The organism is Nonomuraea sp. LP-02, assembly GCF_036289125.1.
In the GTDB taxonomy this organism is placed as follows: domain Bacteria; phylum Actinomycetota; class Actinomycetes; order Streptosporangiales; family Streptosporangiaceae; genus Nonomuraea; species Nonomuraea bangladeshensis.
Window position 1 is genome coordinate 5694183 of record NZ_JAXCLK010000001.1, and the last position, 26030, is coordinate 5720212.

Genomic DNA, 26030 nt, shown 5'->3' on the forward strand with positions numbered 1-26030 from the left:
CGAGCCGCGCCGAACGCGAACGTAACCCGGTACCGAGCCGCTGAGAAGGCCCACTGTCACCACGGATTCACGCTGTCTCAGGTCGCCTCGCGGCGGGCACGGGCACGCCGCTTCCCCTCGTGCATCGCCTGCACCCGCGCCACCGGGATCGTGTGCCCCTCTTCCACCAGGTCGGCGGGCAGGCGCTGCGGCTCGGGCATCTCCCCCGCCCACGGATCGTTCTTCTCGACCAGCGCCGCCGCCGTCCTGATGGTGAAGTCGCGCGGCGTGACCCGGTCCAGGTCCGGCCACGGCACGGGGAACGACACCGGCACGCCGGGCCGGATCCGCGGGCTGTAGGCGGCCACGACCGTCGCGCCGCCCGCCCGCGTGGAGTCGATGAAGACCTTGCCCGCGCGGTCCTCCCTGATGAACGCCGTCGTCGCGAGCGCCGGGTCCACCCGCTCGGCGCGGGCCCCGATCGCGCGGGTGGCGGCGGCCAGGTCCTCCATCGGGACGCCCGGCTCGACCGGCACGAACACGTGCACGCCCTTGGCCCCGCTGGTCTTCACCGCGCCCGCCAGCCCCGCGTCCGCCAGCGCCTGCCGCACCAGGAACGCCGCCCGCACGGCCAGCTCGAACGACTCCGTGCCCTCCGGCGGATCGAGGTCCAGCACCAGGTGGGTGAAGTGGTCGCCGGCGAACAGCGCCGGGTGGTACTCCACCGCCCGCTGGTTGCCGAACCAGATCAGCGTCCGCCGGTCGTTGCCCAGCGCGTACGTCACCTGCCGCCGCGACGAGTCCGCCCACACCGAGACGCGCTCGATCCACGGAGGGGCGTACTTCGGCAGGTTCTTCTGCATGAAGGGCTCCTGCCCGGGGCGTACCCGGACGACCGAGAGCGCCCGGTCGCGCAGCACCGGCACCAGGCGGTCCGCGACCGCGTCGAGATAGTCGACCAGGTCGCGTTTGGTGGCCTCGGCCCCGTCGAACAGCGGCTGGTCGAGATTGGTCAGCGTCACGCCCTCGCGGGTCTCCTCGCCGGTCACCCCGTCCACGATATCCGAACACCTGTTACAGTGATCGACTGACGCGGGGTGCCCGGCGATCCGGGCTGAGATCACACCCGTCGAACCTGATCTAGCTCGCACTAGCGAAGGGACGTCATGTTCTGCGATGACATGTGGCTGCGCACGGCCGACCTGATGACCGCGATCCACGGCCACCCGTTCAACGTCGCGCTCGGCGACGGCACCCTCGACGCCGACCGGTTCGCGTTCTACATCGTGCAGGACGCCCGCTACCTGGAGGCGTTCTCCAAGGCGCTCGCCACCGCCTCGGCGCGGGCCACCGACCTGGACGAGGCGGCGTTCTTCGCGAGCAGCGCGCACACGGCGCTGGCCGCCGAGCGCCTGCTGCACGCCGGCTACGTCGCCGAGCTGGGCGCGGACGCGGCCGGGGTCACCACGTCGCCGACGTGCCTGGCGTACGCGTCCTACCTCCAGGCGACGGCGCTGTCGGCGCCGTACCCGGTGCTGGTGGCGGCGCTGCTGCCGTGCTTCTGGATCTACCAGGACGTGGGCACGGCGCTGCTGGGGCGCGCGGGCGACCTCGGCGGACACCCGTACGGCAAGTGGATCTCCACCTACTCCGACCCGGAGTTCGCGGCGTCGGTGACCCGGGCCAAGGCGATCGCCGACCGGCTCGCCGAAGGCGCGGACGCCGGCACGCGGGCGGCGATGGAGCAGGCTTATCTGACGGCGGCGGCGTACGAGTGGATGTTCTGGGACAGCGCCTGGCGGCGCGAGGGCTGGCCCACGGCCCGCTGGCTCGCGCCCTGACCTTCAGCCGAGCCGTCGCGCCAGCTCGGGCAGGCCGGGGCCGGTCAGCGCGGCCAGCCCGGCGGGCCGCCCGCTGAGCACGAGCAGCAGCGACCCGACCGGCCCCTCGACGCTCTCCCCCGCGCCGGCCGACCAGTCGGCGTCGGTGGCGGCGAAGCGCAGCCCGGCGAAGCGCCGCCGGGGGTGGAAGGGGAAGCCGCGGTCCCAGACGTGCTGGGCGCAGGCCCGCGCGGCGGCGACCGGCATGGCCCGTTCGATGCCGAGCGGAACGGCGATGTCCTGGCCGTGTACGAGCACGTCGAACAGCGGGTCGAGCGGTTTCGTCGAGGGCTGCCTGCGGCGCGAGTCCGCGGAGCGGCGGATCTCGGCGACCAGCCGGTCCGCCGGGCGCCGGCGGGCCAGCCGCACCGCGCTGTCGTGGATGGCGCGGTCGAAGTCCCCTCTCGCCCGGACGAACGCGGCGAGCGCCCGCCCGGTGTGCGCCGTGGCGAACGTGAGGTGCGCCGCGACGTCCCGCACCCGCCAGCCCTCGCACAGCGAGGGCCGGTCCCATGCGGCCTCGGGCAGCGCGTCGAGCAGGTCGGCGAGGTCGCGGCGCTCGCTCGCGAGGACGGACCGGATCTCTTCCTGGCGCATGCCTCCCCCTTTGCTAAGGTTGCCGTAATATAAGGCAGCCTTAGCGTTTTGGAGAAGGACCGTGGCCGCCACACATCCGCCGCACGTCGTGGCCCTGCTGTACGAGGCGTTCCTGCGCCTCCAGGACGTCGTCCAGGAGGCGGCCCACGAGCACGCCCCCGGCGTCCGCCCCGCCCACCAGGCGCTGTTCTTCCACATGGAGCACGACGGCATCCGGCTGAGCCGGCTCGCGGCGAAGGCCCGGATGACCCCGCAGGCCATGGGCGCCCTCGTGGACGACCTGGAGGGCCTCGGCTACCTGCGCCGGATCCCCGACCCGGCCGACCGCCGGGCCAAGCTGATCGTTTTCACCGAGCGCGGCGACGCGGCGCTGAGAGCCGGCTACGCCGCCATCGACGAGGTGGAGCGGCGGCTCACGGCGCTGCTCGGCGAGGACGGCCTCGCCGAGCTCAACGCCACGCTCACCCGCGTGATCAAGGAGTTCTAGCCGCCCGCGGCGCCGCGGGCGGCCATCGCCTCCTTCTCCTCGCGGGTGGCGATCAGGCCGGACGGCGCGAGCAGCTTCGACTCCTCGAACGGCTCCTCCGTGGTCGGCAGCGGCTCGCGCGCCCGGATCGCCGTGACCCACACGCGGACCGCGTCGAGGATCACGATGACGATCATGACGGCGAACAGCGCGGCCAGGACGCCGTCCACGGTGGAGTTGATGACGATCTGCCGCATCGCGTCCATCGACTTGGCCGGGGCGAGCACCTGCCCCTGGTCGATCGCGCTCTGGTAGCGGTCGCGCTGGGCGAAGAAGCCGAGCGTCGGGTCGGCGGAGAAGACCTTCTGGTAGCTCGCCGTCAGGGTGACCGCGGCGTCCCAGGCCAGCGGCACGCCCGTCACCCAGGCCCACTTGAGCCGCCCGCTCTTGATCAGCAGCGTGGTGGCCACGGTGAGCGCCACCGCCGCGAGGAGCTGGTTGGCGATGCCGAACAGCGGGAACAGCTGGTTGATGCCGCCGAGCGGGTCGTTGACGCCCTGGTAGAGGAAGTAGCCCCAGGCCGCCACGACCACCGCGCTCGACCCCACCAGGCCCGGCCACCAGCTCACCCGCGCCATCGGCTTCCACAGGTTGCCGAGGGTGTCCTGGAGCATGAACCGGCCCACCCGGGTGCCGGCGTCCACGGTCGTGAGGATGAACAGCGCCTCGAACATGATCGCGAAGTGGTACCAGAACGCCTGGAGCGCGGCCCCGCCGAGGAAGCCGGAGAAGATCTGCGAGATGCCGACGGCCAGCGTCGGCGCCCCGCCGGTGCGTGCGATCAGCGTCTCCTCCTGCACGGCCGCCGCCGCGGCCTGGAGCTGCTCCGGCGTGATCGTGAAGCCCATGTTCGCGACGGCCTCGGAGGCCGACTGCACGGTGGCGCCGAGCACCCCGGCCGGGGCGTTCATCGCGAAGTAGAGGCCGGGCGACAGCACGCAGGCCGCGGTGATGGCCATGACGGCCACGAACGACTCCATGAGCATGGAGCCGTAGCCGATCATCCGGACCTGGCTCTCCTTCTGGATCAGCTTCGGGGTGGTGCCGGAGGAGATCAGCGCGTGGAACCCGGACAGCGCCCCGCAGGCGATGATGATGAACACGAACGGGAACAGCGAGCCCGCGAAGACCGGCCCCTTGCCGTTGAAGGCGAAGTCGGTGAAGGCGGTGGTGCGCAGCGGCGGCATGGTGACCGCGATGCCGATCGCGATCAGCACGATCGTCCCGATTTTCATGAAGGTCGAGAGATAATCGCGCGGCGCGAGCAGCATCCACACCGGCAGCACCGCGGCGACGAACCCGTACGCGATGAGCCAGAGCGCGAGCGCCGACGGGCTCAGCGTGAAGAACGGCGCCCAGCTCGACCCCTGCACCCAGCCGCCCGCCACGATGGCGAGGACCAGCAACGCGACCCCGATCACGGTCGTCTCGACGACCCGGCCCGGCCGCAGCACCCGCAGGTAGAAGCCCATGAACAGGGCGATCGGGATGGTCATCGCGATCGAGAAGACGCCCCACGGCGAGCGTGCCAGCGCGTTGACCACGACCAGCGCCAGCACCGCGAGCAGGATGATCATGATGGCGAACACCGCGACGAGCGCGGCCACCCCGCCGACAGGGCCGATCTCCTCGCGGGCCATCTGGCCGAGGCTGCGGCCGTTGCGGCGCATGGAGAAGAACAGCACCACCATGTCCTGGACGGCCCCGGCGAAGATGACGCCGGCGATGATCCAGATGGTGCCGGGCAGGTAGCCCATCTGGGCGGCCAGCACCGGCCCGACCAGCGGCCCTGCGCCGGCGATGGCCGCGAAGTGGTGCCCGAACAGGATGCGCCGGTCCGTCGGCTGGTAGTCGATGCCGTTGTCGAGCCGCTCGGCCGGGGTGGCCCGGCGGTCGTCGGCCCTCAGCACCCTGCGCACGATGAAGCGGGCGTAGAACCGGTAGGCGATGGCGTACGAGCCGAGCGCGGCGCACAGCAGCCACACCGCGTTGACGTTCTCGCCCCGGGACAGGGCGAGCACCGCCCAGCCGGTGGCGCCCACGACGGCGACCGCCGTCCAGATGATCACGGAACGCAGCTTCACCGGTTACCTCCCTTGGGAAGAGCCATACAGCGGACGCCCCAGGCAGCAGCGGAGGCCGGCGTCCGGCGGCAGATCGGTGGTGAAGCGCCGCCAGCGCCACAGCGGGCGGCAGTCGATCACGACCGGGGCCCCGGCCAGGTGCACCCAGGCGGTGGGGTGCGCGTACACGACGCCGGGCAGCAGGCCGCGCGCCCGCTTCGGCAGGCGGGAGCGGCGCAGCGGCCGGACGGAGAACTCGCCGGCGTCCGCGCAGCAGAGGCCGGTGACGTGCCAGTCGAAGAACACCACTTCGTCGTCGCGCAGAGCTTCACGAGCCGCGGGCGTGAGCGTGAGAGCGGACATTTGTGGCTCCTGCACAACAGGTAGCTCAGAAATTACCGACGGCCTTACCCGGCGTAGTCGCGCTTGAAACCGCCTTTGGCGGGCGTGAAACTTTCAGTGACCTTATGCGTGGTTTAGCCTGATCAGGCCCTTCCATCACGCTTTACCCGCTGTTCGAACGACGGTTGATCGCCTTTTTCGGTGACAATCCCGGCAGGAATCGTTCCCGCGGGAGGTATCGATGCGCAAGGCACGTGCTCTGCTCGTCTCGGCTCTGCTCGCCGGGGGTGTGCTGACGACGGTCACCGCCACCCCGGCACACGCCGAGAGCCTCCGAGGCGTCTACTACGACTACTCCGAGTGCCAGCGGATCGGCCAGTACGGCTACAGCCAGGGCTGGTGGGGCTTCTGGCACTGCGAGTCCCAGTACAACTTCTACTTCCTGTACGCCTGACCCGGGGAAATCCCTTTGCGGGCGGGAGCGGCGGCCTGGTAGATCTGGCCCGCGTGCTGACCGGACGACGCGTACGCCTGAGAGCCCTCGAACCCGCCGACAGCGAGCCGCTGTGGCGCTGGTACCACGACCCCGAGGTGGGCCGGTGGATGGACGGCACCCCGCCCATCTCCCTGGCCCAGAACATCGAGAAGGGCCAGAACCGCCCGCGCAACACCTTCGAGCAGATGGTCCTCGGCATCGAGGCGCTCGACGACGGCAAGCTCATCGGCTACGTCGCGCTCGGCGACACCGACTTCCGGCACGGCGAGGCCGAGCTGCAGAGCATCGCCATCGGCGACCGCGACCGCTGGGGCGGCGGCTACGCCACCGACGCCCTGCGGGTCATCTGCCGCTACGCCTTCGAGGAGATGGGCCTGCACCGCCTGACGTTGTGGGTGGTGGCCGACAACGCGGCGGCGGTGCGGGCGTACACGAAGGTCGGGTTCGTGGAGGAGGGGCGCAAGAGGGAGTCCTTCCGTGCCCGGGGCAAGCGGCACGACTTCCTCATGATGGGGTTGCTGAGCTCCGAGCTCAGGTGAGCTCGTCGTCCCAGTCGGGCGGGGTGACCTCGCCCGACTCCCAGTCGGCGCGCAGGATGCCGTAGCCGATCGTGTCGTGGCGCGTCCCGTCGGGGGCGGGCCAGGCCCGCCGGTAGTGCGCCTCCTTGGCGTAGCCGTTGCGGCGGAAGGCCGCTCGCATGGCGCGGTTGTCCTGGCGGGTGTTGCCCTCGATCCGCTCGATTTCGGGCAGCTCGGTGAACAGGTAGCGGGTCAGCCAGGCGACGGCCGCCGTGCCGAGGCCCTTGCCGCGCCAGGCGGCCCGTACGCGCAGGTCGAACATCGGCGTGTCGTCGTCGAGGTCCTGGAGCCTGACCAGCCCCACCCGCTCGCCGCCGGTCACGATCCAGAACGTACGGTTGCCGCCGTCGTCGTAGCCGCCCTCGGCGACCCGCCGCAGGACGGCCTCCCGCTCCTGGACGCCGGCGTGGTAAGGCCACTCCTCGCCGGTCAGGAAGTCGGCCAGGGCGGTGGCGTCGGCCGCCTCGAACCTCGTGAACTCGATGCGCATCCGCCCGACGATGGCCACCGCGCCGGGCCCCGGTCAACCGGTTTTCGGAACGGGCCCGCGTGGCGGGCCCGTTCCGCGAACTCAGCCGGTCACGGTGATGCGGTTGGTGGCGGGCGGGGCGACGGGGCTGTTCGCGCCGAGGTAGGCGACGAAGGCGTCGATGTCCAGCGGCCCGCTCCACAGGTCGGTGCCCTCGGTGAAGGCGGCGAAGGCGTCGCCGCCGCCGACCAGGAAGTTGTTCGCCGCGACCCGGATGGTCTGGGTGTCCGTCACCGGCACCCCGTCGATCTTCATGTCCGACACCTTGGAGCCCCAGGCGGCGCTGGTGCTGTAGGTGTAGGTGAAGTTCGCGGAGGGCTGGAGGATCTTGTTGAACGGCTGGTTGTTGGGCCCGCCGGTGAACTGCTGCTCCAGCACCGTCTTGAGCTGGGCGCCGGTCAGCGTCACGACCTGCATGAGGTTGTTGAACGGCTGCACGGCGAACGCCTCACCGTAGGTCACGACGCCGTCGCCCTCGTCGGCCGGGGAGGAGGGGTAGCTGAGCGGGAACCGCACGCCCCCTGGGTTCATGAGCGCGATCTGCGCGTTGCCGCCGGTCCTGGTGGCGGCGAGCTGGGCGTCGGCGATGACGTCGCCGAGCGGGGACTCACCGGAGGGGCCGGCGGTGTTGCTGAGTTCGGCGGTGATGGAGCCGATCGCCTTGTTCGCGACCGGGGCCACCCGGTCCTTCCACGTCTCGACGAAGGTGGAGATGTCCGGATCGGGATCGACCGTCCGGGTCACGACGTGGTTGTCCGCGACGACCGAGGAGCGGTCGATGTCCAGGTTCTTCAGGTTGACCTTGAGGTCCACCTGGGTGATGACCCGCCCGAACGAGCCGCCCTGCGAGTAGAGCCGGTCGTTGCCCGCCGGGTCCTTGACCTTGCAGAGGTACGCCTGGTGCGAGTGCCCGGTGAGCACGACGTCGATCTCCGGGTCCACCTGCGTGGCGATGCGCGAGCCCGCGCCGGCGACGGCCGAGCAGGCGTCCGGCGACTGCCCGGCGTTGACCTGGTCGCCCTCGTGCACCAGCACGACCTGCGCCTTGACGCCGACGAGCTTGAGGATCTTCGAGGCCACGTTCGCGGCCTTGACCTCGTCGATGAACTTGAGGTTCTTGATGCCCTCGGCGGTGACGATGTTCGGGGTGGTCTGGGTGACCAGGCCGATGAAGCCGATCGGCACGCCGTTGACCCACTTGACGCTGACCGGCGGCAGGGCGGGCACGCCCCAGTCGGCCATGAGCTTCTTCGCCTGCGCCTGCTTGGCGCCGAGCGCGGCGAACGCGTCGGTGCGCTCGTTCGGGTTCTTGAACAGCACGTTGGCGCCCACGTAGTCGAACGTGGCGCCCTTCCACGGACCGGCCGGCGAGCAGCCGTCGACCGGGTGGCAGCCGCCCTTCATGATGCGGCGCAGCTCGGTGTAGCCCTCGTCGAACTCGTGGTTGCCGACGGCGGCCACCTTGAGCCCGAGCTTGCCCAGGAACTCGACGGACGGCTCGTCGTGGTAGGCCGCCGACAGCAGCGGCGAGGCGCCGATGAGGTCGCCCTGGGCCACGGCGATCGTGTTCTTGTCGGTCAGGGCCTTCATGTGCGCGGCGATGTACGCAGCGCCGCCGGCGTCGACGGTCTTGCCGTTCTCGTCCACCATGCGGCCCGAGGAGCCGGTCGGGGGTTCGAGGTTGCCGTGGAAGTCGTTGAGCGCGAGCAGCCGCACGGGGACCGTGAGCGGCGCCTTCGCCTTGCCCGGGCTCGCCGCGCCCGCGGGGACGGCGGCCAGCGCGACCGCGCCCGAGGCGACGGCTCCGGCGAGGATCAGCCGGAGGAATGAACGAGACGTCATGGCCCACCACGTTAGAGCCGGAATCCAAGCGGCCAATGTCGCAAAGGTAACGATTTGCCCGGCTACCGCATGGCGTTATTTGCCAGTCGTACGCCTAGAGTTCTGGTGTGAGCGCGCACGTGGAAATCAGGCAACGACTGGACGACACCGAGATCGCCGAGGTGCTGGGGCTGGTGGAGGCCGCGACGCAGGCCGACGGCGTCCGCCCGCTCAACGAGCACGTGATGCTCCACCTCCGCTACGGCGGCGACGCGCGAGCCCGTTCGCTCCTGCTCTTCCAGGACGATGTTCTGGCAGGTTACGCCCACGTCGATCCGACCGACGAGGTCGAGGGCCCGAGCGCCGAGCTGGTCATCCATCCCGCGCACCGGCGCACCGGCAACGGCGCCCGCCTGCTGCGGGCCGTGCTCGACCTGGCCGGCGGCCGGCTGCGCCTCTGGGCCCACGGCGACCATGCCGCCGCCGGGGCGCTCGCGGCCTCGTTCGGCCTGGAGCGCGTCCGGTCGCTCTGGCAGATGCGCCGCTCGCTGTTCGCGCCGCTGGCGGCGTACACGCTGCCGGAGGGGGTGCGGATGCGGACGTTCGTGCCCGGCCAGGACGAGGAGTCCTGGCTCAAGGTCAACGCCGCCGCCTTCGCCCACCACCCCGAGCAGGGTGCGTGGACCATGGACGACCTGCTCCGGCGCGAGCGGGAGCCCTGGTTCGACCCGGAGGGCTTCTTCCTCGCCGTCCGCGGCGACCGGCTGGTGGGATTCCACTGGACGAAGATCCACGGCTCCACCGAGCACGGCCACGAGCCGCTGGGCGAGGTCTACGTGGTCGGCGTCGACCCCTCCCAGCAGGGCACCGGCCTGGGCAAGGCCCTCACCCTGGCCGGCCTCGACCACCTGCGGGCGCGCGGCCTCGCCCAGGCCATGCTCTACGTGGACGAGGCCAACACGGCCGCGATCAGGTTGTACGAGGGGCTGGGGTTCGCCCGCTGGGACGTGGACGTGATGTACGCGGCCACCTGACCTGGTGCGGGCTTACTCGATGATCGCGTGGAGGACGAAGTAGGACGCGGCGGCCACCGCGGCCGCGGCCGGGATGGTCAGGATCCAGGCGGTCACGATGTTGCCGGCCACGCCCCACCGCACGGCGCTGAGCCGCTTGGTCGCGCCGACACCCATGATCGCCGAGGTGATCGTGTGCGTGGTGGAGATGGGCGCCCCGAACCCGATGGCGGCCACGTACAGCACCGTCGCCGCCGCCGACTCCGCGGCGAAGCCCTGGGGCGGGTCGAGCGCGATGATGCGCCGGCCCAGGGTGCGCATGATCCGCCAGCCGCCCGCGTACGTGCCGAGCGAGATCGCGCCCGCGGCGGCCAGGATGACCCACTGCGGGATGTCGTCGCCGGGAGAGGCGAACCCGCCGACGACGAGGGCCAGGAAGATCACACCCATGGTCTTCTGCGCGTCCTGGAGGCCGTGCCCGAGCGCCATGGCGGCGGCCGAGACGGTCTGGGCGTAGCGGAAGCCGCGGTTGGTCTTGCCCGGCTGGGCGTGCCGGAAGATCCAGTAGATGGCGATCATGATGCCCGCCGCCAGTGTGAAGCCGACCAGCGGCGACAGCACCATGGGGATGACGACCTTCTCGACCACGCCGTCCCAGTGCACGACGCTGGCCGAGGCGAGCGCCGCGCCGACGAGACCGCCGATCAGCGCGTGGCTGGAGGAGGACGGGAGACCGAAGTACCAGGTGATGAGGTTCCAGGCGATCGCGCCGATGAGCCCCGAGGCGACGATCACCAGACCATGTGAGCCGTCCGGTGCGTCGATGATGCCTTTGCCGACCGTCTGGGCGACTTGGGTGCCCAGGTGGGCGCCGATGAAGTTCATGGCCGCCGCCATGAACAGGGCGGCCCTGGGGGTCAGGGCCCGGGTCGAGACGGAGGTCGCGATGGCGTTCGCCGCGTCGTGGAACCCGTTGGTGTAGTCGAAGATCAGAGCGACGACGACCACGCCGATGACGAGGGCGAGCGTGAGGTCCACTGGGCGGGCCTAGCTTTCCTTGACCGCGATCGACTCGACGGTGTTGGCCACGTGCTCGAAGGCGTCGGCGGCCTCCTCGAGGGCGTCGACGACCTCCTTCATCTTCATGACGGTGAGGGCGTCGTACTCGCCGCTGAACAGCTTGGCCAGCAGCCGGCGGTAGACCTGGTCACCCTGGTTCTCCAGGCGGTTGACCTCGATCCAGTACTCGTTGAGGTTCTTCATCGAGCGCAGGCGCGGCATGGCCTCCGCGGTCAGCTCGGCGGCCCGCTCCAGCACCTCGACCTGGCGCACGACGTCCTTGGGGAGGTGGTCGAGCTGGTACAGGACGATGAGGTCGGAGGCGGCCTCCATCGCATCCATGACGTCGTCGAGGTTGGAGGCGAGACGGTAGATGTCCTCGCGGTCGAACGGAGTGATGAAGCTCTCGTTGAGCCGGTTCATGATCGCGTGGGTGCGTTCGTCGCCGGCGTGCTCGCAGGCGCGCATCTTCTCGGCCAGGGCTTCCCTGTCCGAGCCGTCGCTGATGATCTCCACCAGCAGGCGTGATGCCGTGACCAGGTTGTTCGCCGAGTCGGCGAACAGGTCGTAGTAGCTGTCCTCACGTGGCGTGAGACGCAGGCGCACGTCGTTCTCCAGATGTGCGGGGATGGTCCGTGGAAGAGGGTACGGCCTACCAGGCGAAATGCGAACTTCATGTCTCCTTCGCCTACTGGCTACCCGCCGTAGGTAGTGCGACACCGAGAAAGCCGCTAGTTTTCGGGCCTTTTTGCAGCTCCAGCCCGCCTCGGCGAGCCGGCGCCCGCCCTTCCGAGCAGGCGGGACGCCAGTCCGTTCACCCGACTGTTCCCCGTTCGTTCACCTGATGTTCATCTGGTTCAGATCTTCGTACGGTGGAAGTTCCGGTAGGAGCGCGACGGGGTCGGGCCGCGCTGGCCCTGGTAGCGGGAGCCGTACTTGGCGGAGCCGTACGGGTGCTCCGCCGGCGAGCTCAACCGGAACACGCACAGCTGCCCGATCTTCATCCCCGGCCACAACTTGATCGGCAACGTCGCCACGTTCGACAGCTCCAGCGTCACGTGCCCGCTGAACCCCGGATCGATGAACCCCGCCGTCGAATGCGTCAGCAGCCCGAGCCGCCCGAGCGAGCTCTTCCCCTCCAGCCGGGACGCCAGATCGTCGGGCAGCGTGATGACCTCGTACGTCGAGGCCAGCACGAACTCCCCCGGATGCAGGATGAACGGCTCCTCGCCGTCCGGCTCCACCATACGCGTCAGATCCGGCTGCTCCACGGACGGATCGATGTGGGGGTAACGATGGTTCTCGAACACCCGGAAGAACCGGTCGAGCCGCACGTCGATGCTGGACGGCTGGATCATCTCCTGGTCGAAGGGCTCCAGCACCAGCCGGCCGGAGTCGATCTCGGCGAGGATGTCACGATCAGATAGCAGCACGGAGAGCAACTTACCGGTCGGGGTCGAAGTTCGGCGCTCGGGAGTGCTGTTGCGGGCCAAAGTTCCGCTACAGTGGGGGACGCGAGTTTCCCGAAGGCTGCGGGCTGTGAGGTTGTCGGCGGCGGGCTTCGGGGGGTGCGCGCGGGTGTAGTTCAATGGCAGAACATCAGCTTCCCAAGCTGACAGCGCGGGTTCGATTCCCGTCACCCGCTCTCGTAGAGAAAGCCCAGGTAGACCGATGGATTCGGTGCCTGGGCTTTGGTGTTTCCTAGAGCTGTTGATCTCTGCGTGCCATTAGCGTGCCATTAGGGCTTGAGGTCACCCGGCGGGAATCAGCAGGCCGGGTGGGTCGTCCTCGTCATCGTCGCGTGCCCGTTCGTGCCCGATCAGGTGCTTGTCGATGGCTTCGGTGATCAGTTTGTCGGCTCCCCGGACGGCGTGTTGATAGATCATCGCAGCCCGGACGTTGTCGTGTCCCACCCGCGCCATGAGGTCCTTGAGGCCCGCGCCGGAGTCCGCTGCGATCATGTTCCCCGTGTGACGGAGATCATGGAAGTGCAGACCTGGGGCGCCGATCGCCCGCACGGCCTCCATCCAGCCGGACAGCTTGTTGAACCCGCTCCGGCGCATCGGTCCGCCCTTGATCCCGGTGAAGACCAGTGCTCCCGGGTCAGACTTCACGTAGAGCCGCAAGTGTTCCTTCAGCGCCGGGATGATCGCCTGCGGGACGCCGACGATGCGCTTGCCGGCCTTGGACTTGGGCGGGCCGAGAACCAGCTCACCAGTGGAGCGTTCCACGTAGGCCAGACGCACGCGGACCGTACCTGCGTCGAGGTCGAGATCGGATCGGGTCAGTGCGGTGATCTCACCCCATCGCAGGCTCGCGAACGTGGTCAGGAGCACGAAAGCCCTGTACCGCCGATCGTGCGTGCAGTCGGCCTGCCCGGTGTCGATCATCCTCCACAGCGCCCGCCCGGCTTCTGCTCGGGTCGAGAAGACCTCTGGGTGGGTCCGCATCTCCCCGTACCTCTGGAATCGAATGCGGTACCCCTCTCCTCTCTTGAGCCCTCGAATGCTGCCCACCGGGCGGCGCCCGACCTTGTCCGCCAGCTCGAAGACCTGCCCCACGGAGAGAACGGGTCGCTCTTCGGCGTGTTCGTCGCCGGCCCCGCGGATCCGGCATGGGTTGCGGGAGATGATCCGGTCGTCCTCGGCCGCCGTCATGAGCACGGCGCGGAGGAGGCGGTACGCCTTGGCCGCCATGCTCACGGAGACGCCCTTACTGAGCAGGTCCGCTCGCCACTGCCGAATCATCGCCGTGGAGAGCTTGCCGAGTGAGACGTTGCCGAGATACGGCGTGACGTGCTTCTTGAGCAGCCAGCGATAGAGATCGATCGTCCTCGGGCGGAGCCCGGGGCGTTGGTCGATCCAGGTTGCCGAATACTCTGCGAGCTTGACCTTGGCGCGCTCGGGGTCGGTCCACGTCCCGGCGAGGATTCGACTCTCGATCAGGGTCAGCGCCCGATCCGCGTCGCCCTTACGCTCGTACGTCTCCTCACCGGTCCTGATGCGCCCGTCCGGTCCCGGGTAGCGGATCTGGAACCGCCCCGAGGGCAGTTTGCGGATGTTGCCGAAACGGCGGTGGTTGTCCTTGTTCGCCATCAGGCGGCCCTCCCGGTTGCGTCGAAGGTCGTCATGGGCGCGACGGTCCCGGCGACGACGAAGGCGATCAGTGCGGACTCTCGGATGCGGACGTGCCGCCCGACCTTCACGAACTCGATCCGGCGTTCAGCGATCAGCCGGCGGACGAAGCGAACCGAGGTGCTGAGCAGTTCGGCCGCTTCCGGGACGGTGAACAGTTGGTCCAAGATCTCCTCCTCTCAGGCTGCCTGCGGATTTGCCGAAAGTTCTTCGAGCCGTCTCAGGTGAGCGCGCCATCGCTGGCGTTCGGCGATGGATCGAAGGAGCCGGACCCCGATCGGAGCGACATCGGGATCGCCCGGCCTGACCGGCTGCCAGACGTAGCGGTGCGGGTCGGTGGGCTCGTCGGCCTGGCCGAGCGCTTCCAGGACCCAGGTACGGCGATCCTGCTTGTGTTCGGCGAGGGTCTTGTTGCTCCACTTGCGGGAGACGAGGACCCGGCGACCGGCGTATCCGAGGTGTTCGGGCTTGTGGGCCTTGGACCGGCAGCAGCCGGGAACCATCCCCGGCTTGGCGTTCTTGGGCTGCACGCCGTACCGGAGCCAGTTCGGGCAGGTCGGCGAGCACGGCTCGTAGCGGAGCGCATCGACGAAGCGGGCCGCGTGCTCCCGCTGCGCCTGACCGTCCAAGGTCTCGCCGAGGCTCTTCGTCAGGTACTTGGACAGATACCGAATGCACTGGTCGGCGTCCGGCGACCCGGCGAGCACCCCCTTCACGTCCACCTGATCGCCGAAGCGGATCACGTGCATGGGCTTGTCGCCGAGCTGGTCGAGAGCTTCGTCCCAGGTGGGCAGGACCTCACCGGTGTCGGGGTCCGCGTATCCGTCGTTCCAGATGGGCAGTCGATCACCCTCGAAGCGCGCTTCATCCGCCTGAGGCCACCAGACCTGGTGATAGGTGGCCGCCGCGATCTGCTTCATCTCGGCGCGCGGAAGGGTGCCCCGGACGGCCATGTGCAGGTGCGGAGCGAGCCGCTTCTGAGGCTCCACCGTGGCGAAGTACTGCACGTCGTAGCCAGCGACGCGGCGAAGGTTCTGCACGAACCGGTCCACGAGCTTGGAGAAGTGCAGCGCGTCACGAGCGGCCCGAACGTAGTCGTACGTGTCCGGATCGATAGGCGCGCCGTTGAGGACCTTGCCGTAGCTCGGCAGGGTGAGCGTGACGAACAGCGAAGGCCGGTAGGTTCTGCCGTCGGCCGCCTCGAAGGTCCGGCCCAGGGTCGTGCTGGCCATCTTCCGCTTGGGCAGGTCGGGCGCGTCCTGGCGGCGCTTGGTCGAGCGGACCCGCTTGGACCCCATCCGACCCAGCACGTTCCCGCGCATCCCGGCCTCGTTGATCTCGATGTCGAGCCCGGTGAGCACGGCGTCCAGGTCGGAGGTGTTTTCGCCGGCCTTTGCCTCCTCATCGCGCTTGGCCTGCATGTCGGCCCGGAACTCGACAAGCCAGCGCTGCCCGTCGGTCGGCTCGTCGGGCGTGATGATCGGCTCCTCGTCGAGGTGCCAGCCCTCGCGGCACTGCGCCATCCGGAGCTGCCGGTTGCGCTTGGCGCACGGAGGACACTTGCTCTCCAGCGGGGAGCCGCACGGGACATCGACGACCTCTGACTTGCCGGTCGTCATGTCGAGCCGCCTGAGCGCCACGGGCCGGATGCAGACGCCGTGAAGCTTGGCGATCTCCTCGGCCACGTCGCGGGCGAGCGGTTGAGCCATGCGGATGGCTCGCGGAGTCTTGCGGTCGGTCAACGGGCCTCCTATCCGATCTCGGGGGACGTGAGCGCGGCCTGTCCGCACTCGGAGCACTCGACCAGGCCACGCAGCGAGTCGAGCAAGAGGGCATTCAGCGCGCCGCACAGGGCGCAGCGAAGGCCGTCGAGGAAGTGAGCCAGTGTCATCGGACCTCACCAGCCATCGCGCGAATGTCGTCGTCGGAGACGTACGCGGCGCGGACGCGAATCGGATCGGGACTGGTCTCCAGCCGCACATATCCAACGCCTGCGCCCCGCTCAGGACGAGGAGAGATGCGGTCGGCCAGCGCGCCGCGATCCCTCGCCCCGTCGCCGAGCACCATGTCCACCTGCTCCGACTCGTCGAGTCGTAGGGCGATCTTGTCGGGGAACAGGTTGCGGATGTTCATGACCTCCTTGCGTGGGTCCTGAAGAGCCGCCAGGACGCCGACGCCGACCGCACGCCCTTGGGTGGTCAGCGTGGCCAGGGCAGCGGAGATGCGTTGCCTGAGCTGCCTGTCGGACTGGTAGGCGGTCAGGAACGCCACCTCGTCGACCACGACCAGGACGAAGGGATCGTCGAGGGTGGGCGTGTGTGATCGCTGGATCCCGGCGAACCGAGCTGCCCGCTTGTGCATGACGCTCACGGCCTCGTCGAGCAGATCAGCGCAGGCGGCAGGGTCGGCCGCGTACTGACCGCCGAAGAGAGCCTTGCCGTAAGACAGCTCCATGAGCTTGGGGTCGAGCGCCCATATCTCAACCAGGCCCGCACGCATCGCAGGCATGAGCCCGCGAATCACTGACCAGATGATCGAGCCCTTGCCCGCCCCGGTCGCACCGGCGACGAGGACATGAGTCCCGTGCAGTCGTAGGAGCCACGGCGAGCCGTCCTCTTGCCTGCCGATCTCGACCGGCCCGACGGTCGGCGTGTCCGGAACCGGAAGCGCTGCTATCGGCGCGGCCAGCGGATCGTGACGCGGGAACGTCAGCACGAGCCGACCAGCCTTGGCCACCGCCACACGACATGACTCCGACCCGAAGCCATGGGACAGGTTCTCGATCCTGTCGGACCAGTCCTTGACCGCCTGGCCGTCGAGCATGCGGACGGTGAGCCTGTCGGCCCAGGAGTCGGAGGTGACCTTGACCAGCCGCGGAACGTACTCCCGACCGCGTATGTGCCGAGCGAGACCGGCGACGGTCATGACTGGTTGCCAGTGCCGCCGGTAGATCCAGAACCAGCGTGCGAAGGCGAGCAGCCGCCAGCCGACCCACCGCAGGAACGTCGGCCTGTCGAGGACCGCCCAGGCGCCCATGGCCACAAGAGCCGGAACGACGGGCAACAGCGCGACGCGCCAGCCGTAGGTGAAACAGAGCCCAGCAGGAACGGCGACGACCGCCAGCGCGATGGGATGCCGCCAGGCCAGCCGGAAGAGGCCGGCCACCAACCGGGCGATGAAGATGACCAGAGTGATGATGGCCGGGGTCTGGACCACGGCCGGCTTGAAGACCACCGCCGTGTCAGGGGTGGTGGAGACGATGCGGTGCGGCTCGTCGCCGGGCATCCTCTTGAACATTAGGGTGAAGTCCTTCCAAGCATGTCGCATGTGTGCGGAAGACCGAGGGGCCGCCGGAAGTTGCCGCTTCCTGCGGCCCCGCTGAGCATCAGGCCGCCTCGCTGCCGGTGGCCTTGTCCGTCTGACCGGAGTGCAGCCGCTCGCAGTCGGCCAGGTACCGCGCGGCGGCGTTGAAGATCTCGCGAGCAACGGTCACGTCGTGGTCGGTCACTGGCCCCGAGGTCGAGACGGTCACCGACGCGTCCGAGGTGTTCAGGTCGAGGCAGGGCTTGCCGGTGTCCCCGAGCCAGGCATGCACCCGCAACTCCGCCGAGCAGAAGGAGACGTTGAACCGGGACGGCTGACCGGGACGCATGGAGACGGTGACGTAGGTGTACGGGCTGAGCGTCATCGACCCGCCACCCCCGGCCCGTTCGGCAGGCCGTGGAACATGCGCTCCACCGCACCGGCGAACATGGCGGCCTCGCGCGCCAGGCTCCGGGCGAACTCGACGTCGTCCAGGGTGACGTGATCATTGGCCGAAGTGGTGACGAGCACCTGTGTGCCGCCGAAGACGAGCCCGAGGACCGGCGAGCGCTGCGGATACGGGTGGTTCCGCACGTCAGCGCCCTGGCCGGCCTTGAGGGCGATCGTGCTGACCGGACGGACCCTCCGCCGCCCCATCACGCCGCGTCCTTGGCAGCGGCGTTCGCCTTACCGGCCGGACGAGGAGCCCGCATCTCACGGACCTTGATCGAGTACGCCAGCCGTCCGGCCTGGTTGACGTACGGCGTGGCGGTCATCTGGTCGAACTCGACCGGCGTGAACGGCAGCCCGGCCATCGGAGCCGGAGGAACCGGCTGCACCGGGCTGAGGATCTTGACGGACACGGTCTTCTGGGCCGCCTTGAGCGTCGGGTCCGCGTCCATGACGCTGACCTGCCAGACGAGCTCTCCGCTCTGCTTGTCGCGGGTTTGGACGAAGCGCCCGTTGGTCGAGGCGTCGAAGTCCTTGACGGGCTCGACCTCGCCCACGATGTAGCAGCCGTGCGGGAAGACCATGTCGAACGAGACGGGGATGGGACCTTGCAGTGCCATAAGGCTTGCTCCTAACTAGTCGTCTTGTCGCTAACTCGTCTTGTCGAGTTGTCATGAAGGTACCCGCAGCTCAGCGACTTGACAACACGAGTTAGCGGGATTCTTTCAAGATCTTTTCCGGGGGTCGCGACAAATCCATCCATAAGCCATTGCGGCATAACAGTTGGATCGGTTTAAATGACCACCAACTCCACGTGATCTCCACGACTCATGCGGGGACCATGTGGCAGTCGCGCCGATATGGGACCGTGCAAGGAGTGTGCGAGATCTCGAAATTACGGTACGACCTGAACCACGCTCGCGACATGTCGATCAGGAGCGAGCCCGACGACGAACCCATGCGGCCACCAGGCGCGCGAGGGACGCGGTGGATCGAAGTCGCCAAAGCGCGCAATCGGCAGCTAGCCAGACATAGGCTGACCACGGCAGAAGAAAAAGCCCTAATGCGGCGCATGGCGCTAAAACGGGCCTGGGAGCAGGAACAGGAGCGCCGCAGAAACGGGCTCTGAACTATAGGGAGTAAGAGTCTTCCAGCTCGTGGAGGTCACCGGGGAGCACCAGGTCCACGACGAGCACGGGCCGCCCTCCTCCATTGAACACACTCGCCAGCACACCGAGGACGGGTGTCGTCCTGCGGACCTCCATGAGCTTGGCTTCGTCGGCTGACGGATGCCGAGCACTCAGCCGCTCGACAACATGCTGAAGTTTGACGCCTTTGCTCGCCCGTAGATGCTCCCTGATGCCGGCGGTGAGCGGCCCTGTCTCGCCGAGGTCCGTTCCCTCTGCCTGATGCGCCGGACACCACACGGTCAAGAGGTCAGTCGGCCGCTCGCCATCGCGAAAGAGAACACGGCGCCGCATTACCGTGGACCCCTCTGGCACGTCCAGCAGCTTGGCGACCGCGCCGGTAGCCGCTAGCGATCCAGCCTCGATTACCGTGCAGTTCTCATCCGCTTCCACCCGATCCAGAACAGCCCGACCCGGACGTGAGTTCTGGTTGGACGCGCCCGGTGGGGCGGCCTTCACGAAGGACCCCTTGCCGTGCTCACGCTCGATGACTCCACGGAGCTGGAGCACTTGGAGAGCGCGGACGACGGTCGGCCGGCTCACCTTGAACTCGCGGACAAGCTGCGTCTCGGAGGGCAGCAGGGAGCCGGGCGGATAGGTCCCGTCCGCGATCTTCTGCCTGATCGCCTGCACGATCTGGGCGTACTTCGGTGGCGCGAACTCTTCAGACGACATGACGACCATCCAACAACTCGACTTGTCGTCAAGCGTAATTGGAGATGGACGCCCTGTCTTCCTCTCTGTTTCAGGAAGCGTACGGACTGGTGGAGGAACCATCTGACTGCGCAACAGACAGTCCCTCCACCAGCACCAAGACGCGACGGCCTGGCACCCCTGTACTCGCCGACCGCCGCGCCCGCTTACTGGGCCTCGCCGTTGAGAAGGGCGATCCAGACCTCGTGCGTCTCCTTGCACCGCCAGCGATACGTCTCGTGGATCGCCTGCACCGCCCCGTCGAGACGGGTGATCCGGCGGATGTAGGCAAGGCCGGCCTCGCGGCACAGCTCGTAAAACGTGTCCTCGCAACCACAGGTGTACTCGACCACGCGCGGACGATCTTGCTCGCGAGCAACCTCACGCCAGACCAAGCGCATCTGGTTCGGACGAGGCGGACCGACGTGAGGCGCGAAACAGCCGAGATAGATCTTCACAGCGACGCACCCGCCCGCCCGGTTCCGTTGCACCGCCAGCAGTCATCACGGTGCCGGTCGTCCGCAGCGACATCGTCTGTGCTGTTCCCGGCCACCACCACGGTCCGGCGGAGGCTGATGTATTTCCAGCCCCGGCCTGAGCAGGAGTTACACGACGCAGTCATGGAACGAGAATTGCCCGAGCATCTGTCACGTCTCGATCGCTCCCGAGCACCGTCTGTGATCGACCCGTCTCTGTTCGTCTCCTCTTTGTCTCGTCCGAGACCGTCTCTGTCGCTAACCTGGGCCTATATGGCACCCCAGCCCGAGGCGCGGATCATGACTGACCAGCCGATCCTGTTGAAGACCCTCCTGACGCAACGCCATTGGCAGACGTACAGCACCTTCTGCAAGGAGTACGACAAGGCGGCCAAGAAGGTGGACCCGTCGTTGCAGGGTGGCTGGCCGAGCCGGGCGCAGCTCCACCGATGGCTGAACGGGGAACTCAAGGGCTTGCCGTACTCGGGCCACTGCCGCGTCCTGGAGGCGATGTTCCCAGGCAGGTCAGCACATGAGCTGTTCTCCGCGACTGCGGTTGAGATCCCCGCGCAGAGATCAGCCCCGGAGCCAGGCAGAAGCGCCGGCCCCGACACCGCCGCCTGCTCGATGCCGCAGATGGCCGACGTGACCGCGGTCTTCAGCAGCCGCTCAGCCTTCTCCTCCGCCTACCCTGCCTCGTCACTGTTCGACGACGCGAAGGAGATCAACGCGGCAGGCCTGTCGCTCAACATCCTCTGCCAGAGCTACCCCGACCATCAGCTCAAGCGTCTGCTCGACACCGGCACGCGCATCCGCTGTCTCTTCCTCGACCCGAAGGGCCAGGCGATCCGCGCCCGCGAAGCGGAAGAGGGCTACACCGACAGCACCCTGACGACCCTCACAGCGCTCAACATCAGCATGCTTACCCGGCTGCGCGACCGACTCGACACCACGTCGGCCCAGCGCCTCGAACTCCACGTCTACGACGAGACGATCCGCTTCAACCTGCTCTTCGTGGACCGGGCGCTGTGCGTGGTCCAGCCGTACCTGCCGCAGGCACGCGGAGTCGATTCACCAACGTTTGTGATCAAGGACAACACCGCAGCCGAGGGGTTGTTCCCCGTCTTCGACCAGGTGTTCAGCGATATGTGGGAGCGGAGCAAACCCGTATGACCATCGACGCCCGAACTCTTCTCCCCATCGCTGAGCGCGCCGTGTCGATCGCCAGCGAGATCATCCGTACCAAGGCTCCAGGCATCATCACAGCCAAGGGGGACCGGGACATGGCGACGGAGGTGGACTACGCCGCAGAGCATGCCGTACGGGAGTTCCTGTCCCGCGAGACGTCTGAGATCGGATTTCTCGGTGAGGAGGAAGGCGTCAGCCACATGGGCGACGGCCTGATGTGGGCACTGGACCCTGTGGATGGAACGGCCAACTTCCTGCACGGCATCCCGCTCTGTGGGGTGTCCTTGGGCCTGATCGATAAGGACATACCCACGCTAGGAGTCATCGATCTTCCGTTTCTCAACCTCCGCTACACGGCCGCGGCGGGAACCGGTGCTCAAACCAACGGATTCAACATCCAGGCCAGCAATGCTTGCGACATGGAAACCGCCATCGTCGCCATTGGTGACTACGCGGTAGGTAAGAACGCGGAAGAAAGAAATGTGCCACGGCTCGCCCTGACTCGAGAACTAGCCGCCCGTGTTCAACGCATACGAATGTTTGGCTCCGCCGCGATTGATCTCGCATGGGTGGCCGCCGGCAAGATTGACGCAAATATCATGCTCAGCAACAACCCGTGGGATACAGCCGCAGGTGTCATTATCGCCCGCGAAGCCGGAGCAGTGGTCGTCGATCTTGACGGTGGCGCACATAGTGTTCTTTCGGAGGCTACCATTGCTGCGAGCCCGGCACTGATAGCTGATCTAATAGAACTTATTGCAGAAGCTCGGGGAGTTTCCGGTCGGTCCACTTTGGAGTGACTAGTCTTCCACGCGACCCGTCCAAGGGTTAGCTCGCTTGAGCACCTTTCGCATATCCTCCAGATCCTGAGGTAGCGCGGGATACTCATGATTCACATAGATGTACACAGGACCCTCTTTGTACGTGTACCATTCGGGGGGTTGCTTGTAGTCGCGAGCCGGGGCTGGCCAGATAACATTATCATCTAGGTTCAATCTTATTCTCATGACTTCATTTACCGCCGAACCTGCCGGCTTGACATAGAAGGATGTCGATGGGCTTGAGATGTCCGCTTTCCAATCATCGTCGAGCTCAAACTCTCCCCGATGATGTTCTTTGTAGATGTCCATCCATTGATTGACTAGGAGCGATATATGCCATTCAAAGAGCGCCACGCCGTCGGGGGGCAGCAAGTAACGCGATCCCGACTCGAGTTGCTGTGGAATCTCGGCAGAGGTCGGCAGAAGAGCCGACCGTCCCTCAATGAATTTTGGCCCATGGGTAAGAATCTCGGCCGAGATATTGCCGACGTTTACTAGCGTACCTCGAACGAAGAATTCAAGCCTATCGAATGAATTCTCGCGGTAATGATAAACAATGAAGTCGTTATGAGCATTTTCCTTGGGGTACTCCTGTCCACGTTCGCATCGAATATCGTGTTTGCGCCGAATTGGTGGATAGCGGGTTGGCTCCAGCCTTACAGCTACCTTTGGCATAACTGACTCTAGAAAGGATCGATAGTCGCTGAGTGCCGAGACTTCGGCAATGCGGTCGGCATTCGTAGTATAGGCATCCCACAAGGCGCGTTCCGCCACCTCTACTTGCCGTTTTGCGGCTTCCGCCTGTACCTCGGCAGCTCTTGCCTGGATTTCAGCAGACCAAGCACTGCGCTGGGCGTGGCGAGCGCTCCTTAAGGCAACTAGCACCGCCAAAAAGGCTACAAGCAGCGAAGCCCGATCTACCGAGATGTTCTCGGTAACCCAAGTCCATAGAGTGGACCAGTTCATTACGCCATGCTACTAACAAGATGCGCACGAGGCTATCGCTCATGCGTGCTGCATCGCCATCAAGCAACCTCGGCGTGACGAGCACCGCGCGGCCTCATTGCTGAATTGTTCTTATAGCTATCAAGGGCGGCGCTCCGCGCCGCCGCGCAGCCCTGCGCTCGGCCGCACGCTGCGCGTGCGGCCTGGGGGCCGTTCTCGCGCACGGCCGTGCTCGGGCTCCGCGGTCTTCTTGAGCGGCGCCCGAGCACAGGCGATTACCGCGACTACTGTCTGCGCTTGCCGTTGCGCCTCGCGCTCCGCTCTTGCACGGCGACTCCAAGCGCGAGAATCGCGGCGACCGAACTAGCCGCCTGAGCCAGTGCGGGCCAGGCAAGACAAACAGCTATTAAGATCACGACGGCCGTGATCGATACAACTCGCCGTTGACGTACACGTCGTGGCACCGTCATCAGTACACCTTCCTACTCGTGATGGAGTTGTTGGTGTGGACGGCCCTCCGATCCACCGGGGGGCCGTCCGTTTGAGAACAGCCCCAGGCCAACCACGAGGTAGGAAGCTACTCACTTCTGCAGCTAACGTCTTAGCTCAACGGACGCCTATGACCTGCGACTTTGTCGATGGTCTAGCGCCCGATGAATGGGCGGATCAACATATGTTGATGTGGAGATCACCGAAGACTTCGACATCTTCCTTACACGAATCACGAGGAAGCTTGCTGCAAGGCTCGTGGCCCTAGAGAAGGGAGAAGAGGCCGACGTCCTCGCAAAGATCGACATGTCCAAGCGTCTGATGCGAGCTCTCGAAGATCAGATATGCCTGCTAGTCCTTCACGGTGTTGATGACCGTGGTGACGTGCCGTTGAACGAACCGCCTCGGCGTCCTCACACCTGGAAGGAGATCGGAGAAGCCCTCGGAGTCAGTGCCCAAGCCGCGCAGCGGAAGTACGGCTCTAGCGCCAGAGAAGATGCCTCCGGCGGGGGCGCTCCGGCTCCGGGATGACCGCAGTGCCAGGTATGTGGGCTGTTGGTGGCTGAGGTGGAAGCCTGATCATCCCGCCCACCATCGACCCGGGACAAGCCGAGCAGACCAGGGCCACGGGGCCAAGGTCGTTCCTCCAGTTGGGGGCTCCACCTTGGCCCCGTGGCCCTGGCCCGCTTCCCCTTCGGGCGGGTCGACGGCAGACGGGATGATCAGGCGGACGGCGTGCGCGCGTCGCGCGAGAAACACCAGGTGGCCAGCTGACCGTCGTGCCATTAGCGTGCCATTAAGGACGGTAACGAGGGGTCAACCACGGTCACTCACGACCGGCCTCAGGCCCAGGTCAACGCCCCTACGAGCCAAGATCCATGCAATTCCCAAGCTGACAGCGCGGGTTCGATTCCCGTCACCCGCTCCAACTGCATCGCCTTCCGCTTTGGAGCGCTTCGCGCATCTGGGGCTCCAGACGGCGCCTCCCAGGGGGCTCCGCCCCCTTCGACCCCCGGACGCTCGCTCCGCTCGCCATCCCCCATCCCGCGCCCCGGTAGGTAGTGGGCAGGCGACGGCCTGACCCGAATTGATCCACCTTCTGAAGAATCACCTAGCCTTCGGCTCAGCCGCGATCGATCTCGCATGGGTGGCGGACGGCAGGATCAACGCCGGCATCATGCTCAGCAACAGCCCATGGGACACCGCAGCGGGCGTCATCATCGCCCGAGAAGCGGGAGCAACAGTCGTCGATCTCGACGGTAGCCCACACAGTGTGACCGCCCAAGCGACGATCGCCGCCAGTCCCAAGCTCGTGGCTGATCTAGTCGAACTTATCGCCGAGGCCCAAAGGCTGCGGCGGTCGACCAGAACATGCCGAATAGCTCATGCGGGTATCAAGCGGCGGCAGGCCGCGCCGCCGTACGCCCCGCTCCGGCTCCAGGCCGCGCTACGGCCTGGAGCCGGCCAGCGCGGTCGCCTCGCGGGGCATCGCCGCAACTCGCCGACCGTCGGCGCCCCGCCGCCAGCCGCGATGAACCGACATCGTCCTTCCGCCGAGGCGCCTTACTTCTCGACTCCGTTCGAATCGTTCTGCCGTCTCAGAGCACGGATATAGCCCCAGCGCCATATGAACATCGCTCCGATCAGCCAGAAGAAGGCGAGCGTGAGAGGGCGCGCTGTAAGGTACGCCGCCGTGATCCTTTCGGGCCCTTCAGTGATGTAGTCGACGACCAGCCCCACTAAGAAGAAGAGCACGATACCGGCAGTCCATTTGAGCAGGACACTGCGTGACTCTTTACTCCAGGCCTTCGGACGAATCGCCATACCCTTCGCCCCTTCGCCGTGGCCAAGTCGAGCATTCCATCTGTGCGGCTTCAACCTAACGCCTCCGGCGCGAGCCCTCCAGCTCGGAGATGATCATCGCTTGGGCCTGGAGTCCATAGGTCGCTGAGGTGGAAGCCTGATCATCCCGCCCACCATCGACCTGGGACAAGCCGAGCAGACCAGGGCCACGAGGCCAAGGTCGTTCGTCTGGCGGGGCGCTCCACCTTGACCCCATGGCCCAGGCCCGCTTCCCCTTCGGGCGGGTCGACGGCAGACGGGATGATCAGGCGGACAGCGTGCGCGCGCCGCGCGAGAAACGCCAGGTCGCGGGGTGATCGTCATGCCATTGAAGGCGGTAACGAGGGGTCGACCGCGGGCACTCACGACTGGCCCCAGCCCCAGTTCAACGCCCCTACAAGGCAAGATGCCTGCAATTCCCGAGCTGACCGCGACAGTTCGACCTCTACCGCTCAAGGAGCCGACACTTAGGGCGTGACGTACGCCTGCCCGCCGTCCGGGCGTGCGGCCTGAGGGCCGGTCCCGGACGGCGGCAGCTCGGGCCGGCACCGCCGACGACCGTGCCCGCCGTACCCAAGGAATCCGCTGAGACCCGGCGCCGCGCCGCTCCCCACGACGC

The 26030-nt window shown here is 67.2% G+C and carries 30 protein-coding genes, 1 tRNA gene and 1 riboswitch; of the genes, 10 read left to right on the forward strand and 21 right to left on the reverse strand.

What is annotated here, in order from left to right; all coding sequences use genetic code 11:
• Positions 1–77 precede the first annotated feature (77 nt).
• Positions 78–1037, reverse strand: a complete 960-nt coding sequence (locus SMD20_RS26550; RefSeq protein WP_329585968.1) for a DNA polymerase domain-containing protein — start codon at positions 1035–1037, stop codon at positions 78–80.
• A 25-nt stretch (positions 1038–1062) separates the two neighbouring features.
• Positions 1063–1158: riboswitch (TPP riboswitch) on the forward strand.
• Between SMD20_RS26550 and tenA the strand changes: the two genes are divergently transcribed.
• Positions 1146–1820 (forward strand): thiaminase II, encoded by a 675-nt coding sequence (gene tenA, locus SMD20_RS26555; RefSeq protein ID WP_329585970.1) that lies wholly within the window; start codon positions 1146–1148, stop codon positions 1818–1820. Its footprint overlaps the riboswitch before it by 13 nt.
• A 3-nt stretch (positions 1821–1823) precedes the next feature.
• Here the strand turns inward: tenA and SMD20_RS26560 are convergent, their stop codons facing one another.
• On the reverse strand, positions 1824–2456 hold the full coding sequence (locus tag SMD20_RS26560) for a maleylpyruvate isomerase family mycothiol-dependent enzyme (protein ID WP_329585973.1): 633 nt from the start codon (positions 2454–2456) through the stop codon (positions 1824–1826).
• Between the two features lie 61 nt (positions 2457–2517).
• Here SMD20_RS26560 and SMD20_RS26565 point away from each other — a divergent pair, with 61 nt between their 5' ends.
• On the forward strand, positions 2518–2943 hold the full coding sequence (locus SMD20_RS26565; protein ID WP_329585976.1) for a MarR family winged helix-turn-helix transcriptional regulator: 426 nt from the start codon (positions 2518–2520) through the stop codon (positions 2941–2943).
• On the opposite strand, the gene SMD20_RS26570 is transcribed toward SMD20_RS26565, so the two are convergent.
• Together SMD20_RS26570 and SMD20_RS26575 are read right to left on the reverse strand one after the other, a co-directional pair.
• Positions 2940–5066, reverse strand: a complete 2127-nt coding sequence (locus SMD20_RS26570; RefSeq protein WP_329585979.1) for a carbon starvation CstA family protein — start codon at positions 5064–5066, stop codon at positions 2940–2942. The two genes, SMD20_RS26565 and SMD20_RS26570, sit on opposite strands and share 4 nt — an antisense overlap.
• A 3-nt stretch (positions 5067–5069) precedes the next feature.
• A complete protein-coding gene (locus SMD20_RS26575; RefSeq protein ID WP_329585982.1) occupies positions 5070–5408 on the reverse strand; it encodes a hypothetical protein in 339 nt (112 codons plus the stop codon).
• 220 nt (positions 5409–5628) lie between these two features.
• Here SMD20_RS26575 and SMD20_RS26580 point away from each other — a divergent pair, with 220 nt between their 5' ends.
• The gene (locus SMD20_RS26580) at positions 5629–5841 is read left to right on the forward strand and encodes a hypothetical protein (protein ID WP_329585984.1); all 213 of its coding nucleotides are present in this window, start codon (positions 5629–5631) and stop codon (positions 5839–5841) included.
• A 53-nt stretch (positions 5842–5894) separates the two neighbouring features.
• A complete protein-coding gene (locus SMD20_RS26585) occupies positions 5895–6422 on the forward strand; it encodes a GNAT family N-acetyltransferase (RefSeq protein ID WP_020544724.1) in 528 nt (175 codons plus the stop codon).
• On the opposite strand, the gene SMD20_RS26590 is transcribed toward SMD20_RS26585, so the two are convergent.
• Positions 6415–6951: a GNAT family N-acetyltransferase gene (locus tag SMD20_RS26590; protein WP_329585987.1), complete on the reverse strand. Its 537-nt coding sequence runs from the start codon at positions 6949–6951 to the stop codon at positions 6415–6417. The two genes, SMD20_RS26585 and SMD20_RS26590, sit on opposite strands and share 8 nt — an antisense overlap.
• An 81-nt stretch (positions 6952–7032) precedes the next feature.
• Positions 7033–8832, reverse strand: a complete 1800-nt coding sequence (locus tag SMD20_RS26595; RefSeq protein ID WP_329585990.1) for a bifunctional metallophosphatase/5'-nucleotidase — start codon at positions 8830–8832, stop codon at positions 7033–7035.
• A 107-nt stretch (positions 8833–8939) separates the two neighbouring features.
• Here SMD20_RS26595 and mshD point away from each other — a divergent pair, with 107 nt between their 5' ends.
• Positions 8940–9845 (forward strand): mycothiol synthase, encoded by a 906-nt coding sequence (gene mshD, locus SMD20_RS26600; protein WP_329585993.1) that lies wholly within the window; start codon positions 8940–8942, stop codon positions 9843–9845.
• A gap of 12 nt (positions 9846–9857) precedes the next feature.
• Here mshD and SMD20_RS26605 read toward each other — a convergent pair whose 3' ends face one another.
• The 3 genes from SMD20_RS26605 to dcd all read right to left on the reverse strand — a co-directional run bounded on the left by SMD20_RS26605 (position 9858) and on the right by dcd (position 12316).
• Positions 9858–10862 carry an inorganic phosphate transporter gene (locus SMD20_RS26605; protein WP_329585995.1) on the reverse strand — a complete coding sequence of 335 codons (1005 nt, stop codon included), beginning with the start codon at positions 10860–10862 and terminating at the stop codon, positions 9858–9860.
• 9 nt (positions 10863–10871) lie between these two features.
• Positions 10872–11489 carry a DUF47 domain-containing protein gene (locus tag SMD20_RS26610; RefSeq protein WP_043625094.1) on the reverse strand — a complete coding sequence of 206 codons (618 nt, stop codon included), beginning with the start codon at positions 11487–11489 and terminating at the stop codon, positions 10872–10874.
• 251 nt (positions 11490–11740) lie between these two features.
• Positions 11741–12316, reverse strand: coding sequence for a dCTP deaminase (dcd, locus tag SMD20_RS26615; RefSeq protein WP_026214653.1), 576 nt, complete (start codon positions 12314–12316; stop codon positions 11741–11743).
• 141 nt (positions 12317–12457) lie between these two features.
• On the opposite strand from dcd, the gene SMD20_RS26620 reads away from it, so the two are divergent.
• Positions 12458–12528 (forward strand) — tRNA-Gly (locus SMD20_RS26620).
• A 106-nt stretch (positions 12529–12634) separates the two neighbouring features.
• On the opposite strand, the gene SMD20_RS26625 is transcribed toward SMD20_RS26620, so the two are convergent.
• The 10 genes from SMD20_RS26625 to SMD20_RS26670 all read right to left on the reverse strand — a co-directional run bounded on the left by SMD20_RS26625 (position 12635) and on the right by SMD20_RS26670 (position 20108).
• Positions 12635–13978: a tyrosine-type recombinase/integrase gene (locus SMD20_RS26625; protein ID WP_329585999.1), complete on the reverse strand. Its 1344-nt coding sequence runs from the start codon at positions 13976–13978 to the stop codon at positions 12635–12637.
• Positions 13978–14184 (reverse strand): helix-turn-helix domain-containing protein, encoded by a 207-nt coding sequence (locus tag SMD20_RS26630; protein ID WP_225271124.1) that lies wholly within the window; start codon positions 14182–14184, stop codon positions 13978–13980. The genes SMD20_RS26625 and SMD20_RS26630 overlap by 1 nt, the downstream gene beginning before the upstream one ends.
• Positions 14185–14196: 12 nt before the next feature.
• Complete coding sequence (locus tag SMD20_RS26635) at positions 14197–15726, reverse strand: replication initiator (RefSeq protein ID WP_329592681.1); 1530 nt, start codon at positions 15724–15726, stop codon at positions 14197–14199.
• 41 nt (positions 15727–15767) lie between these two features.
• Positions 15768–15908, reverse strand: coding sequence for a hypothetical protein (locus SMD20_RS26640; RefSeq protein ID WP_329586006.1), 141 nt, complete (start codon positions 15906–15908; stop codon positions 15768–15770).
• On the reverse strand, positions 15905–17314 hold the full coding sequence (locus SMD20_RS26645) for an FtsK/SpoIIIE domain-containing protein (RefSeq protein ID WP_329586008.1): 1410 nt from the start codon (positions 17312–17314) through the stop codon (positions 15905–15907). The genes SMD20_RS26640 and SMD20_RS26645 overlap by 4 nt, the downstream gene beginning before the upstream one ends.
• 88 nt (positions 17315–17402) lie before the next feature.
• Positions 17403–17705 (reverse strand): hypothetical protein, encoded by a 303-nt coding sequence (locus tag SMD20_RS26650; protein ID WP_329586011.1) that lies wholly within the window; start codon positions 17703–17705, stop codon positions 17403–17405.
• A complete protein-coding gene (locus SMD20_RS26655; RefSeq protein WP_329586014.1) occupies positions 17702–17977 on the reverse strand; it encodes a hypothetical protein in 276 nt (91 codons plus the stop codon). The genes SMD20_RS26650 and SMD20_RS26655 overlap by 4 nt, the downstream gene beginning before the upstream one ends.
• Complete coding sequence (locus SMD20_RS26660; RefSeq protein ID WP_329586017.1) at positions 17977–18390, reverse strand: plasmid replication, integration and excision activator; 414 nt, start codon at positions 18388–18390, stop codon at positions 17977–17979. The genes SMD20_RS26655 and SMD20_RS26660 overlap by 1 nt, the downstream gene beginning before the upstream one ends.
• A 510-nt stretch (positions 18391–18900) precedes the next feature.
• Positions 18901–19632 (reverse strand): GntR family transcriptional regulator, encoded by a 732-nt coding sequence (locus tag SMD20_RS26665; protein ID WP_329586020.1) that lies wholly within the window; start codon positions 19630–19632, stop codon positions 18901–18903.
• A 185-nt stretch (positions 19633–19817) separates the two neighbouring features.
• A complete protein-coding gene (locus SMD20_RS26670; RefSeq protein WP_329586023.1) occupies positions 19818–20108 on the reverse strand; it encodes a hypothetical protein in 291 nt (96 codons plus the stop codon).
• A gap of 291 nt (positions 20109–20399) precedes the next feature.
• Here SMD20_RS26670 and SMD20_RS26675 point away from each other — a divergent pair, with 291 nt between their 5' ends.
• Both SMD20_RS26675 and SMD20_RS26680 read left to right on the forward strand, forming a co-directional pair.
• Entirely contained in the window at positions 20400–21299 is a 900-nt protein-coding gene (locus tag SMD20_RS26675) for a DUF5919 domain-containing protein (protein ID WP_329586026.1), read from the forward strand.
• Positions 21296–22114, forward strand: a complete 819-nt coding sequence (locus tag SMD20_RS26680) for an inositol monophosphatase family protein (protein WP_329586029.1) — start codon at positions 21296–21298, stop codon at positions 22112–22114. Before SMD20_RS26675 ends, SMD20_RS26680 begins: the two co-directional genes overlap by 4 nt.
• On the opposite strand, the gene SMD20_RS26685 is transcribed toward SMD20_RS26680, so the two are convergent.
• Positions 22115–23101 (reverse strand): hypothetical protein, encoded by a 987-nt coding sequence (locus tag SMD20_RS26685; protein WP_329586032.1) that lies wholly within the window; start codon positions 23099–23101, stop codon positions 22115–22117.
• A gap of 660 nt (positions 23102–23761) precedes the next feature.
• Here SMD20_RS26685 and SMD20_RS26690 point away from each other — a divergent pair.
• Positions 23762–24100 (forward strand): hypothetical protein, encoded by a 339-nt coding sequence (locus SMD20_RS26690; RefSeq protein ID WP_329586035.1) that lies wholly within the window; start codon positions 23762–23764, stop codon positions 24098–24100.
• 556 nt (positions 24101–24656) lie between these two features.
• Positions 24657–25184, forward strand: coding sequence for an inositol monophosphatase family protein (locus SMD20_RS26695; protein WP_329586037.1), 528 nt, complete (start codon positions 24657–24659; stop codon positions 25182–25184).
• Here SMD20_RS26695 and SMD20_RS26700 read toward each other — a convergent pair.
• Entirely contained in the window at positions 25133–25393 is a 261-nt protein-coding gene (locus SMD20_RS26700) for a hypothetical protein (protein WP_329592855.1), read from the reverse strand. The two genes, SMD20_RS26695 and SMD20_RS26700, sit on opposite strands and share 52 nt — an antisense overlap.
• Between the last annotated feature and the right edge of the window lie 637 nt (positions 25394–26030).